This is a genomic window from Pseudokineococcus sp. 5B2Z-1 (genome assembly GCF_037482305.1).
Classification (GTDB): domain Bacteria; phylum Actinomycetota; class Actinomycetes; order Actinomycetales; family Quadrisphaeraceae; genus Pseudokineococcus.
The window spans coordinates 204,030-216,873 of sequence record NZ_JBBHZG010000003.1 but is presented as its reverse complement, the minus strand read 5'-3'; the positions used below and the strand labels follow the sequence as shown (position 1 = coordinate 216,873).

Annotated in this window: 13 protein-coding genes; all 13 read left to right on the top strand. The window is 78.3% G+C overall.

Going from position 1 to position 12,844, the window contains the following annotated elements; all coding sequences use genetic code 11:
• Positions 1 to 39 precede the first annotated feature (39 nt).
• Complete coding sequence (locus WDV85_RS09470; protein ID WP_445263281.1) at positions 40 to 1,137, top strand: site-specific tyrosine recombinase XerD; 1,098 nt, start codon at positions 40 to 42, stop codon at positions 1,135 to 1,137.
• A gap of 257 nt (positions 1,138 to 1,394) precedes the next feature.
• The gene (locus tag WDV85_RS09465; RefSeq protein ID WP_339570367.1) at positions 1,395 to 1,655 is read left to right on the top strand and encodes a hypothetical protein; all 261 of its coding nucleotides are present in this window, start codon (positions 1,395 to 1,397) and stop codon (positions 1,653 to 1,655) included.
• A gap of 346 nt (positions 1,656 to 2,001) precedes the next feature.
• Positions 2,002 to 2,232, top strand: a complete 231-nt coding sequence (locus WDV85_RS09460; RefSeq protein ID WP_339570366.1) for a hypothetical protein — start codon at positions 2,002 to 2,004, stop codon at positions 2,230 to 2,232.
• Positions 2,233 to 2,812: 580 nt separating this feature from the next.
• The gene (locus WDV85_RS09455) at positions 2,813 to 3,298 is read left to right on the top strand and encodes a hypothetical protein (protein WP_339570365.1); all 486 of its coding nucleotides are present in this window, start codon (positions 2,813 to 2,815) and stop codon (positions 3,296 to 3,298) included.
• Between the two features lie 523 nt (positions 3,299 to 3,821).
• Positions 3,822 to 4,637 (top strand): ParA family protein, encoded by an 816-nt coding sequence (locus tag WDV85_RS09450; protein ID WP_339570619.1) that lies wholly within the window; start codon positions 3,822 to 3,824, stop codon positions 4,635 to 4,637.
• Positions 4,638 to 4,690: 53 nt separating this feature from the next.
• The gene (locus tag WDV85_RS09445; protein WP_339570364.1) at positions 4,691 to 5,653 is read left to right on the top strand and encodes a segregation and condensation protein A; all 963 of its coding nucleotides are present in this window, start codon (positions 4,691 to 4,693) and stop codon (positions 5,651 to 5,653) included.
• Positions 5,650 to 6,294: an SMC-Scp complex subunit ScpB gene (scpB, locus tag WDV85_RS09440; protein ID WP_339570363.1), complete on the top strand. Its 645-nt coding sequence runs from the start codon at positions 5,650 to 5,652 to the stop codon at positions 6,292 to 6,294. Before WDV85_RS09445 ends, scpB begins: the two co-directional genes overlap by 4 nt.
• 704 nt (positions 6,295 to 6,998) lie before the next feature.
• Entirely contained in the window at positions 6,999 to 7,715 is a 717-nt protein-coding gene (locus tag WDV85_RS09435; RefSeq protein WP_339570362.1) for a pseudouridine synthase, read from the top strand.
• 199 nt (positions 7,716 to 7,914) lie between these two features.
• Positions 7,915 to 8,277 carry a chorismate mutase gene (gene aroH, locus WDV85_RS09430; protein ID WP_171204444.1) on the top strand — a complete coding sequence of 121 codons (363 nt, stop codon included), beginning with the start codon at positions 7,915 to 7,917 and terminating at the stop codon, positions 8,275 to 8,277.
• Positions 8,274 to 9,521: a prephenate dehydrogenase gene (locus WDV85_RS09425; RefSeq protein ID WP_339570361.1), complete on the top strand. Its 1,248-nt coding sequence runs from the start codon at positions 8,274 to 8,276 to the stop codon at positions 9,519 to 9,521. Before aroH ends, WDV85_RS09425 begins: the two co-directional genes overlap by 4 nt.
• 151 nt (positions 9,522 to 9,672) lie before the next feature.
• On the top strand, positions 9,673 to 10,440 hold the full coding sequence (gene cmk, locus WDV85_RS09420; RefSeq protein ID WP_339570360.1) for a (d)CMP kinase: 768 nt from the start codon (positions 9,673 to 9,675) through the stop codon (positions 10,438 to 10,440).
• Entirely contained in the window at positions 10,437 to 11,219 is a 783-nt protein-coding gene (locus tag WDV85_RS09415) for a lysophospholipid acyltransferase family protein (RefSeq protein ID WP_339570359.1), read from the top strand. The genes cmk and WDV85_RS09415 overlap by 4 nt, the downstream gene beginning before the upstream one ends.
• 1 nt (position 11,220) lies before the next feature.
• Entirely contained in the window at positions 11,221 to 12,777 is a 1,557-nt protein-coding gene (gene der / locus WDV85_RS09410; protein ID WP_339570358.1) for a ribosome biogenesis GTPase Der, read from the top strand.
• The last annotated feature ends 67 nt before the right edge of the window (positions 12,778 to 12,844 follow it).

Below are 12,844 nucleotides of genomic sequence, written 5' to 3'. Positions count from 1 at the left end.
CGCCCCCCCACGGTCGCGGGCCGTACCGTGGACGCCGTGGTGGCGGGCGAGGACGGCGCGGGCGGTGCCGCCGCGCTGCCCGCCGAGGCCCTGCCCGCCGAGGCCGTGGCGGCCCCGGCCGAGCGGGGGCGGGCGCAGGACGTCCCGCGCCCGCCGTCCGCGGTCGACGCGGCCGTCGCCACCTACCTGGGCCACCTGCGCGTGGAGCGGGGGCTGTCGGACAACACGCTGGCGGCCTACCGCCGCGACCTCGTCCGGTACGCCGACTTCCTCGCCGCGCGGGGCCGGGCCGCCCCGGCGGGCGTCGAGCCCGCGGACGTCAGCGCCTTCGCCGTCGCCCTCGGCACGGGGAGCGACGGGCGCGCCGTCCTCACCGCCAGCTCGAGCAAGCGGGCCGTCGTCGCCGTCCGGGGGTTCCACCGCTTCCTCGCAGAGGAGGGGCTGACGACGACCGACCCCTCGCGCGACGTCCGGCCGCCCGCGGAGCCGCGCCGCCTGCCGAAGGCGATCGGCGTCGCCGAGGTGGGGCGCCTGCTCGACGCCGCAGCGGTCGGCGACGGCCCCGGCGCGCTGCGCGACCGCGCGCTGCTCGAGCTGCTCTACGGCTCCGGCGCGCGCATCTCCGAGGCGGTGGCGCTCGACGTCGACGACCTCGTCGACGTCCTCGGCGGCCCGCGCCCGCAGAGCTCCGCCGGCGCCGCGGGCGACGACGACGGGCCGCCGCCGGAGGGGCTGCTGCGGCTGCGGGGCAAGGGCGACAAGGAGCGCGTCGTGCCGCTCGGGCGCTACGCGCGGGCCGCGCTGGACGACTACCTCGTCCGCGGCCGCCCCGCGCTCGCGGCGGCGGGCCGCGGCGGGCCGGCGCTGTTCCTCAACACGCGCGGGGGGCGGCTCTCGCGCCAGAGCGCCTGGGCCGTCCTGCACGCCGCCGGCGAGCGGGCGCGCCTGTCCGGCAGCGTCTCCCCGCACACCCTCCGGCACTCCTTCGCGACCCACCTCCTCGAGGGCGGCGCGGACGTGCGCGTCGTCCAGGAGCTCCTCGGCCACGCGTCGGTGACGACGACGCAGGCGTACACGCTGGTCACCGCCGACGCGCTGCGCGAGGTCTTCGCCGCCGCCCACCCCCGAGCGCGCTGAGCAGCCCCCCACCCCGCAGGCTAGTCAGGGCTCGCCGCCCTGGCTGGGAGCCGGCCATCAGCGGCGACGGGGGCCCCGGACGCGCCTCGGTCGGGTGAGCGAGCACGTCGAGGGGCGACCGCGGACCCGACGGGGCGACTGGCGTCGCGCCCGCAGCGGTGAGGTGCGGCAGCGCGAGGGGACGGCATGGTCGTGGGCGCCACGGCGGGAGCAGTGGTCGACCTGTCCGGTCATCCCTCCGGTGAGCAGGCGCCCCGGTGAGCGACCGCGCCGACGGCCTGATGCCCCTGGACGTCGAGCCCGAGGGGCCGCAGGCCGCCGCCGATCAGCTCACCCCTCCGCGCGAGGACCTCGAGGGCGAGCGCGCCGGCGTGGGAGCCGTGGACTGGCTCCTCGATGACGGCCCCGACATCGAGGAGGCCGTCGCCAGGGGCGCCGAGGCCGTGGCGGACACCGGGCGCGCCGCCGCCCCCGGCGCCGCCGCCCTCGGGGAGGGGATCGGCGGGTGGTTCGACTGACGAGCGGGAGCGGAGGGACGGGCAGGGCTCTCGAGCGCATCGGCCCCTCGCGGGGACTCGGGCAGCGGGTCGTGACGGCGCTCATGTGCCCGGTCATGGTCCTCGTCGGTCTCGGCCTCGTCTCGCAGGCGAGCCTGTCGCCCTACCTCGTGGCCTTCGGCGTCCTGACAGCCGGGACCGGGCTGCTCGCCGTCCCGTCCTGCTGCTCGAGCGGCGGTGGGACGCCGGGCGACCCGGCCCGGTCCTCGACCGCGACCCCGCTCTCGGCGCTCCGTCGACCTTCCTCGTCCGGGCCCCGTGGAGCCCCGGCCTGCGGTGGACCGTCGCCGTGGTCGTCGGGGGCCCTGTGCTGGCCCCGACTGTCCTGGCCCTCGCGGAGGGCCTCTGGGCCTGGGGGGCGAGCCTCGGCGTCGTCACCGTCCTCGTCGAGCTCGCCCTCGACGTGCTCGTCCACGACCCGCGCCTGCGTGCGGCACTGGGTACGCCCGTCTCGCTCGACCGGGCCCTCTGGAGGGTCGACCGGTGGCGGCGACGGACGTCCCCGGACGGACCGGAGGACCTCCGGCCGCTGCGCTGAGGGACGTCCCGCCACGTCAGGGGACCGAGCGCCCAGGTCCTGCTGCGCGTGGAGCACCCGCAGCGCTGGCGCGGGCGAGCTCTGCGACGTCCTGCTCCTCGACCGACGGCCGCAGCGCCGCCCCGGAGCCGGGGGGCAGCGGCGTGGCGAGACGTCGACGGACGACTCGACGGCGTGACGGTGCTGACCTGACCGGTGACGAGCCGGCGGACCCCTCCCTCGTCCCCCGCGGGGCCCAGTAGCGTCGCGCCGGACCGGGCAGAGGACCGGGAGCGGCGTCGCGGTCGCCGCTCCCCGAGGGGGCGGCGTGAGCGGTGACGGCGTGATGCACGCGGACTCCCCCCTGCTGGAGGAGGAGCGGGACGCGGTGCACCTCCGATCCCGTGGCCGCGGGCAGCGAGCAGGTCGGCGCCGCTATGGAGGACGACGCCGAGGTCCGGCACGGACGGTGGATCGCCGGGTAGACCTCCGACTGCTCAGGACCGGGGCGACCACCGTCGCAGCCGTCGCCCTGCTCAGCGGCTGCGCCTCCTCCCCGTCGGCCCCCGCGCCCCTCCTGCAGCCGGATGACCTCGACGGCGTGGACGTGGTCGAGATGGACGACGAACTCCCGCTCGGCCGCTTCCTGCCGTGCGACCTCCTCACCGACCCGCAGCAGGAGGTCGCGGCGACGGGCGTGCACGCCGAGTACCGGGTGCAGGTCGACGACGAGGACGGCGTCGTCGTGACCGGCGCCTTCGCCCCGCCGGCCGAGCTGACCACCGACCTCCTCGACTTCCTCGACGGCGCTTCCGGTGCCTGCGGGACGTCGGACCGCGAGGTGGTGCTCGACACGGAGGCGGCGGCCGCGGTGGCCGCGGAGGCGGGGGTCGACGCCGACGACGTCCGGCTGCTCCGCAAGGGACCAGAGGAGACACCGGGCTGGCGCGCCTACGCCGTCGTCGGCCGTGAGGTCGTGGTCGTCGGCGCCGGCGGCACGGCGGTGGTCGGAGCACTGGACACGGCGACGACGGTCGCCGACGCCGTGCAGCGCCTCCGGGACGACGGGTTGTCGCCACCCGCCTGACGGCGGCAGGTGCCCAGCACGCCGACCGTCCAGCGCGGCGAGGGCTCACCCGTCCGACGGCGAGAGCGCTGGCCGCCTCGACCGCGGGCGTCGGGGACGGCTCACACGCTCTCCGCGAGCAGCCCCAGCGCCCCCTCGTCTGCCTCGCCCGACGCCGCGTCGACGTCCTGCACGCCATGCTCCGCACCGCCACCCGCGACGAGCCCCGCCCTGTCCGCGCCGCTCGACCCACGACATGGCACCCCCGGCCGTCCCCTGGGCGCCGTCCCCGGCCGCCGCCCCCGTCCGCCGCCCGGAGCCGTGGCCGACGAGCACGCCGCCTCGACGGTGCCTCCGGGGCGCGGCTAGGGTCGAGCCGCCCTGGGCGGGCCGCCGCCGGGCGGCCGACGCCGCCGACCCGAGCACGGGAGTGACCGCCGTGAGCACCGACCAGAGCGCCCCGCCCACCGCTGACGCGGACGGGGCGCCCGGTCAGACGGCGCTCGACGTCACCGGCCTGGGCCTCGGCCCGACGGGGCGCCCGATGCCGGACTTCCCGGTCCCGCCTCCGCTGTCCTCCCACGGCCCGGCCCGCGTCATCGCCCTGTGCAACCAGAAGGGCGGGGTCGGCAAGACGACGACCACCATCAACCTCGGGGCCGCGCTGGCCGAGCTCGGCCGCCGGGTGCTGCTCGTCGACTTCGACCCCCAGGGCGCCCTGTCCGCCGGGGTCGGCGTCTCGGCGCACGACCGGGAGACCACGGTCTACACGCTCATGGTCGACCGCCACGCGGACACCCGCGACGCCATCGTCCGCACGCGGGTCGAGGGCATGGACGTCATCCCGGCGAACATCGACCTGTCGGCCGCCGAGGTCCAGCTCGTCTCCGAGGTCGCGCGCGAGAACCTCTTGGCCCGCGCCCTGCGCCCCGTCCTCGACGACTACGACGTCGTCCTCATCGACTGCCAGCCCTCCCTGGGGCTCCTCACGGTCAACGCGCTCACCGCGGCGCACGGCGTCGTCATCCCGCTGGAGTGCGAGTACTTCGCCCTGCGCGGGGTGGCCCTGCTCGTCGAGACCATCGAGAAGGTGCAGGACCGCCTCAACCCCCGGCTCGAGGTCGACGGCATCCTCGCGACGATGTACGACTCGAGGACCCTCCACAGCCGCGAGGTGGTCGCCCGGGTCGTCGACGCCTTCGGCGACGACGTCTTCCACACCGTCGTGGCCCGCACGGTGAAGTTCCCCGACGCGACCGTCGCCGCCGAGCCGATCACCAGCTACGCGAGCAGCCACCCGGCAGCCGCGGCCTACCGCCAGCTCGCGCGCGAGCTCATCGCCCGGGGCGACGCGGCCTGAGCCCCGACGCGCCGCCCGCGCCCCCGGACCGGCGGGACCCCGTGGACCCCGTCGTGGACCCCGTCGCGGGCGGGGCGCCGGCGGACGACGCGGCGCCCGCGGGGTCCCCGCCCGCCGCCCGCGCCCGCCCCGCGGGCCGTCGGGCGCCCTTCGAGGTGCACCTCGAGGTCTTCACGGGGCCGTTCGACCTGCTCCTGCAGCTCATCTCCAAGCACCGGCTCGACGTCACCGAGGTGGCGCTGGCCGCCGTCACCGACGAGTTCGTCGCGCACCTGCGCGCCCGCTCCGGCGAGGCGGCGGGGGACGACGTCGGTGGTGGGGAGGGTGGCTCCGACGGGACGGGGGAGGAGTGGGACCTCGGCCAGGCGAGCGAGTTCCTCGTCGTCGCCGCCACCCTCCTCGACCTCAAGGCGGCGCGCCTGCTGCCGAGCGGCGAGGTCGAGGACGCCGAGGACCTCGCCCTCCTCGAGGCCCGCGACCTCCTCTTCGCCCGCCTGCTGCAGTACCGGGCCTACAAGGACGTCTCCGCGGTCCTCGCCGACCGGCTCGCCCGCTTCGGCCGCTCCGTGCCGCGCTCCGCCCCGCTGGAGCCCGCGCTCGCCGGCCTGCTGCCCGAGCTCGTCCTGTCGACGACGCCGGAGCAGCTCGCCGAGCTGGCGGCCGCGGCGTCGCGCCCGCGCGCGGCCCCGCCCGGGGTGGGCCTCGCGCACCTGCACGGGTCCGCCGTAAGCGTCCGCGAGGAGGCCCTGGCCGTGGCCCGCCACCTGCGGCGCGAGGGCAGCGCGACCTTCCGCGAGCTCGTCCGCGACGCCGGCTCGGTGCTCGTCGTCGTCGCGCGCTTCCTCGCCCTGCTCGAGCTCTTCCGCGACGGCGCCGTGGCCCTCGAGCAGGCGGACGCCCTCGCCGAGCTGTCGGTCCGCTGGACCCGGCCCGCCGGGGACGCGGAGGACGAGGACGAGGCGCTCGAGGGCGTGGTGCGCGGCGTCGCCGAGCCGGGGGAGGATGCGCCGTCGTGAGCGAGCAGGGGCCGGCGGTGGTCGGCGACGGACGACCGCCCGCGGGGGAGCAGGAGCCCGACGCCGAGCGGGTGCCGGACGTCGAGGACCTGCCCGGCGGCGCGCGGGCCGCGCTGGAGGCGGTGCTCATGGTCGTCGACGAGCCCGTCGACGAGGCGTCGTTGGCCGCGGCCGTGCGCCTGCCGGTGGACCGCGTGCACGCGCTGCTCGTCGCGCTCGAGGACGAGTACGCCCGGGACGCCCGGGGCTTCGAGCTGCGTCGCTCCGCCGGCGGCTGGCGCGTCTACAGCCGCGCCGACCTGGCCGACGTCGTCGCGCGCTTCGTGCGCGACGGCCAGACGGCGCGCCTCACGCAGGCGGCGCTCGAGACGCTGGCCATCATCGCCTACCGCCAGCCGGTGAGCCGGGCCCGCGTCTCCGCGGTGCGGGGCGTCGACGTCGACGGCGTCGTGCGGACCCTCGTGGCGCGGGGCCTCGTGGTCGAGCAGTCCAAGGACCTCGCCACGGGTGCGATGCTCTACGGGACGACGCCCTCCTTCCTCGAGCGGATGGGGCTGGCCAGCCTCGACGAGCTGCCGCCCCTGGCCCCGTTCCTGCCCGAGGGCGCGGACCTCGAGGACCTGACGGAAGGACAGCTGTGAGCGACGACGGACGCGGGCGCGGAGCCGGGGGCCGAGGAGGCCACCCCGGAGGTGCCCGAGGAGCGGGCGGTGGGCGCCCCGCGTCCGGCGGCTCGCGCGGCACGGGAGCGAGCCGGGGGAGCCGCCCGCCCCAGGGCGGTCGCGGCGGCGCGCCCACGGGCGGTCGCGGCGGCGCCCCCTCCGGCGCACGTGGCGGGCGCCCGGCGTCCGGGAACGACCGGCGCGACGAGCGCGGCCCCCGCCGCGACGACGGCCGGACCGGCGAGCGGTCGACCGGCCAGCGGTCGACGGGCCGGTGGTCGACCGGGCAGCGCCCGACGGAGGGGCGGTCGGCGGAGGGGCGTCGCGGACGTCCCGACGGGTCGCGCCCCGGCGCCGACCGTGCTGACGACCGGCGCGGCGGGCGGCCCGACGGCGGTCGGCCGGACGAGCGACGCGGCGGGCGCCCCGGGGGCGCGCGGACGGGCGAGGGCCAGCGGTCGTCGCCCGACCGCCGCCGCACGCCCGAGGAGATCGCCGAGGAGCGCCGCCGCAACCACAAGGCGAACCGCTGGGGCTCGGGCATCGGCCGCGGGCAGCAGGGCACGAGCGGTCGTGGCGCGTCCGCGCGCGGCGCGTCCCGCCGCCCGGCCGGCACCCAGCGCGGCGAGCGCGGCGAGCGCCCGGGAGGGCGGCCGGCCGTCGACGTCCACGTCGCCGACGGCGTGCGCCTGCAGAAGGTGCTGGCCCAGGCCGGCGTCGGCTCGCGCCGCACGTGCGAGGACCTCATCGCCGCGGGCCGGGTGCGCGTGGACGACGTCGTCGTCACCGAGCTGGGCCTGCGGGTCGACCCCTCCCGCCAGGCCGTCCACGTCGACGGGCTGCGCGTCGTCCTCGACGAGACGAAGGTCTACCTGGCGCTCAACAAGCCGCTCGGCGTCGTCTCGACGATGTCGGACCCGCAGGGGCGTCCCTGCATCGGCGACCTGCTCGAGCAGCACGCCCACCGGCTCTACCACGTCGGCCGGCTCGACGTCGACACCGAGGGCCTCATCCTCGTGACGAACGACGGCGAGCTCGCCAACCGGCTCCAGCACCCCTCGTGGGAGGTGCCGAAGACGTACCTGGCGCAAGTGCCCGGGCCCATCCCGCGCGATCTCGGGCGCCGGCTGCGCGAGGGCGTCGAGCTCGAGGACGGCCCCGTGAAGGTCGACTCCTTCCGGCTCGTCGACTCCCAGCCGGGGCGCGCGCTCGTGGAGCTCGTCCTGCACGAGGGCCGCAACCACATCGTCCGCCGCCTGCTCGCCGAGGTGGGGCACCCCGTCGAGCAGCTCGTGCGCACGCGCATCGGGCCGGTGCTCCTCGGGGACATGCTCCCCGGCCGCTCGCGGGCGCTGGCAGGCCCCGAGCTCGGTCGCCTCATGGCGGACGTCGGGCTCTGACGCACCGCCCCCGGCGGCCCGCCGGGGGCCGGCGTCCGCCCACCGGGCGCCGCCCGCCCCGTCCGGCGCGCCGCCGCTAGCCTCGCGGCGGCGCCGCTCGGACGCCGGCGACGGGCCGCCGGGCACGACGACGCGGAGGCCCGACGCGGGCGGGACGACCGGAGGCGTCGGCAGGGCGGGACGACGGAAGGGGTGCGCGGTGGCGGTGCGAGCGGTGCGCGGGGCGACCCAGCTGGACGTCGACGAGCGCGAGCACCTGCTCGCCTCGACCCGCGAGCTCGTCACCGCCGTCCTCGAGGCCAACCCCATGGGCCCCGAGGACCTCATCTCCGTCGTCTTCACCGTGACCCCCGACCTGCGCTCGGAGTTCCCCGCCGTCGCGGCCCGCGAGCTGGGCCTCGGCGACGTGCCGCTGCTGTGCTGCACCGAGATCGACGTCCCGGGCGCCATGCCGCGGGTCGTGCGGCTCATGGCCCACGCCGAGCTCGACGTCCCGCGCGCCGACGTGCGCCACGTCTACCTGCGGGGGGCCGTCGCGCTGCGCCGCGACATCGCCCAGTGAGCGCGGCGACGGACGGGCCGGCCGCGCCCCGGGCGGCCGGCCCCCGGACGGCCGGCTCGGGTGCGGAGGGCGGGCCCGCCCGCACCCGCGGCACCGTCCTCGTCGTGGGCACGGGGCTGCTCGGCGCCAGCGCCGGGCTCGCGCTGCGGGCCCGCGGCGTCGACGTCGCCCTCGACGACCCCTCGCCGACCGCCCGCGCCCTGGCGCGCGACGTCGGCGCCGGCCGCCCCGCCGGCCCGGCCGAGGAGCCGTCCGTCGTGCTCGTGGCCGCCCCGCCGGACGTCACGGCCGAGGTCGTCGCCGCGCGCCTGCGGGCTCACCCCCGCGCCGTCGTCACCGACGTCGCCAGCGTGAAGGGCGCCGTGCTCGACGGCGTCGCCGCGGCGCTCGCCCGCGACGGCGCCGACCCGTCGGCCGTGCGGCGCTACGTCGGCGGCCACCCCATGGCCGGGCGGGAGCGCTCGGGCGCCACGAGCGCGCGGGCCGACCTCTTCACGGGCCGCCCCTGGGTGCTCGTGCCCCCGGAGGGTGCCCCGGACGGCGCCCAGCGCGGTGCGTCCGCGGCTGCGCCGGCGGACCCGGCAGCATCCGCCGCGGGGGCGCTCGAGCGGGTCCTCGACGTCGTCGCCGACTGCCGGGGCGTGCCCGTCGTCATGGGGGCGGCCGAGCACGACGAGGCGGTGGCGCTGGTCTCGCACGTGCCGCAGGTGGCGGCGAGCCTCGTGGCCGCGCGGCTGCTCGAGGCCCCCTCCGCGGCCGTCGCGCTCGCGGGCCAGGGGCTGCGGGACGTCACGCGCATCGCCGCCAGCGACCCGGGGCTGTGGGTGCAGATCCTCGGGGCGAACGCGGCGCCGGTGGCGCGGGCGCTGCACGCGCTGCGCTCGGACCTCGACGCGGTGCTGGGCGCCCTCGACGCGCTGGCCGCGGACGGCGGGGCGCTCGGGGCCCGCGCCCGGGTGGCGCGCGCCATCGACGAGGGCGGCGCCGGGGTCGCGCGCGTGCCGGGCAAGCACGGGGCCGACCCCGTGCCCGTCGAGGTCGTCGCCGTGCTCGTGCCCGACGAGCCCGGCAGCCTGGCGCGCCTCTTCGCCGACGTGGCCGACCTCGGGGTCAGCGTCGAGGACGTCAAGCTCGAGCACGCGCCCGGGCGGCTGCTCGGCCTCGCCGAGCTCTCCGTCCTGCCCGCGGGACGGCCGCGCCTCGAGGCCGAGCTGCCGCCGCGCGGCTGGCGCGTCGCCGGCTGAGGGCGGGGGCGGGCAGCGGGGGCGGAGCGCGCGCGGTGCGGGCGACCGGCCCCGCGGGCGCCAGCGACTACCCTGGGCGCGACCTGAGCCGCTCCGCGCCCGCCCGCGGACGAGGCCGGTCCTCCCCGACCGCACCGACGTCAGGACCCGCATGCCCGCTCCCCGCCCAGCCGCCGCCCCGGTCGTCGTCGCCGTGGACGGGCCGTCGGGCTCCGGCAAGTCCAGCGTGAGCCGCGCCGTCGCGGCCCGGCTCGGCACGGCCTACCTCGACACCGGGGCCACGTACCGGGCCGTCTGCTGGTGGTGCCTGGAGCACGACGTCGACCTCTCCGACCGCGGGGCCGTCGCCGAGGTGGCGCGCCAGATCGAGCTCGAGCTCGGCACCGACCCGTCCGCGCCGTCGGTGCGCGTCGGCGGTCGCGTCGTCACCGACGACCTCCGGGCGAGCCGGGTGTCCGCGGCCGTGAGCGCCGTCGCGACCAACCTCGACGTGCGCGCCGAGCTCCGCCGCCGCCAGCGCGCGGTCGTCGACCTCGCCCGCCGCGAGCGCGGCGTGGTCGCCGAGGGCCGCGACACCACCACCGTCGTCGTCCCCGACGCCGACGTGCGGGTGCTCCTCGTCGCCGACGAGGAGGCCCGGCTGCGGCGCCGCTCCCTCGACGTCCACGGCAGCGACGACGCCTCCTCCCGCGAGGCCACCCGCGACGAGGTGCTGCGCCGGGACCGCGACGACGCGACCGTCTCGGAGTTCTCCGTGGCGGCCGACGGCGTCGTCACCGTCGACTCCTCGGCCCTGACCCTCGAGGAGACCGTCGAGGCCGTCCTCGCGCTCGTCGCGCGGGCCGTGCCCGCGGCGCTCCCGCCGGAGCGGGTCAGCGCGAGCGCGCTCGAGCGCGCCGACCGGGCGGGCGCCCGATGAGCGCGGGTGAGAGGGGCGGCAGCGAGAAGGGCCGCCGCGAGGAGGGCCGCCGCGAGGAGAGCGGGGCGCCGGCGCGTCGCCCGGCCTCGGGAGGCCGCGAGGTCCCCGGCACCTTCGGCCCGAAGTGGGGCAAGCCGGTGGGCTGGGTGCTCTCCCGCACCCTGTGGAGCGTCACGCGCCACGGCCTCGACAACGTGCCCGCCGACGGGCCGGTGCTCCTCGCGAGCAACCACCTCGGCTTCCTCGACGGGCCGCTGCTCATGGGCATGGCCCCGCGGGGCACGCACTTCCTCGTCAAGAAGGAGATGTTCACCGGGCCGCTCGGCGTCGTCCTGCGGGGCTGCGGGCAGATCCCCGTCGACCGCACCGGCGACCGGGGCGCGCTCGTCACCGCGGTGGCGGTGCTGCGCCGCGGCGGCTCCGTGGGCGTCTTCCCCGAGGGCACGCGCGGTCGCGGCGACGTCGCGGCCATGCAGTCCGGCGTCACGTGGCTCGCGCTGCAGACCGGCGCGCCCGTCGTGCCCGTCGCGCTGCTCGGGACGAAGCGGGCGGGGGGGTCGCGCACCGACCTGCCGCGCCCGCGCCAGCCCGTGCACGTCGTCTTCGGCGAGCCGGTGTCGCTGACCCCGCGCGCCGGCGTGCCGCGCCGGGACGCGCTCCAGCAGGCCACGGAGGACCTGCGCGGGGCGATGACGGCCCACGTGCACGCGGCGGTGGACCTCACCGGCATGCCGCTGCCGGACGACGTCGAGCGGCCCGCCGGGCCGGGGAGGTCCTGACGTGGACATCGAGAGGACCGGCCCGGGGCCGGCGGACGACGAGCAGCCCGACCAGGTCGAGGTGGACGTCGAGGTCGAGGTCGTCGACGCGGCCGACGGCGCGCCGGACGACGTCGAGGACGGCGCCGAGGGGGTCGACCGGACCACCGCGCTGCGGGCCGGCCTGGAGGACTACGAGCTCTCGGAGGAGGACTACGCCCTCCTCCTCGCCGAGGAGGCGGGCGCGGCCGCGGAGCCGCTCGAGGTGCTGCCCGTCGTCGCCGTGGTCGGGCGCCCCAACGTCGGCAAGTCGAGCCTCGTCAACCGCATCCTGGGCCGCCGCGAGGCGGTCGTGCAGGACCTGCCCGGCATCACCCGCGACCGCGTGAGCTACCCCGCGGAGTGGTCGGGGCAGCGCTTCACGCTCGTCGACACCGGCGGGTGGGAGCAGGACGTCGCCGGCCTGGAGGCGCGCGTCGCCGCCCAGGCCGAGGTCGCCGTCGAGGCGGCCGACGTCGTCGTGCTCGTCGTCGACGCCACGGTCGGCGCCACGGGCACCGACGAGGCGGTCGTCCGGCTCCTGCGGCGCTCGGGCAAGCCCGTCGTCCTCGCGGCCAACAAGGTCGACGACCAGCGCGGCGAGGCCGACGCGGCGACGCTGTGGTCCCTCGGGCTCGGCGAGCCCTTCCCGGTCTCCTCCGTCCACGGCCGGGGGTCGGGCGACCTCCTCGACGCCGTCCTCGCGGCGATGCCCGAGGAGCTGCAGGCCTCCCGCGAGCGCCCGTCGGGCCTGCGGCGCGTGGCCCTCCTGGGCCGGCCGAACGTCGGCAAGTCGAGCATGCTCAACAAGCTCACGGGCAGCGACCGGGTCGTCGTCGACGCCACCGCCGGGACGACCCGCGACCCGGTGGACGAGGTCGTCGAGCTCGCCGGGCGGGAGTGGGTCTTCGTCGACACCGCCGGCATCCGCCGCCGGGTGCACCAGTCGAGCGGGGCGGACTTCTACGCCTCGCTGCGCACCCAGGCCGCGCTCGAGAAGGCGGAGGTCGCCGTCGTCCTCGTCGACGGCTCCGAAACCCTCACCGAGCAGGACACCCGCATCATCTCGACGGTCGTCGAGGCCGGGCGGGCCCTCGTGCTCGCCGTGAACAAGTGGGACCTCGTCGACGAGGAGCGCCGCTACTACCTGGAGCGGGAGCTCGAGCGGGACCTCGTCCAGGTCCGCTGGGCCCCCCGGGTCAACGTGTCGGCCCGCACGGGGCGCCACCTCGAGCGCCTCGTGCCCGCCCTCGACGTCGCCCTGGACTCGTGGGGGACCCGCGTCCCCACGGGGCGCCTCAACAGCTTCCTGGGCCAGGTCGTCGCCGAGCACCCGCACCCCGTCCGCGGCGGCAAGCAGCCGCGGATCCTCTTCGGCACGCAGCCGTCGACCCAGCCGCCCCGCTTCGTCGTCTTCGCCTCCGGGTTCCTCGAGGCGGGCTACCGGCGGTTCCTGGAGCGGCGCCTGCGCGAGGAGTTCGGCTTCGAGGGCTCGCCCGTCGAGCTCAGCGTCCGGGTGCGCGAGCGGCGCCGCCGCTGAGCGCGGACGGCGCTCGGGCGGTCCCGCCGGTGCGGTAGTGTCTGCGGCGCCGCGGCGGTCCGCCGGC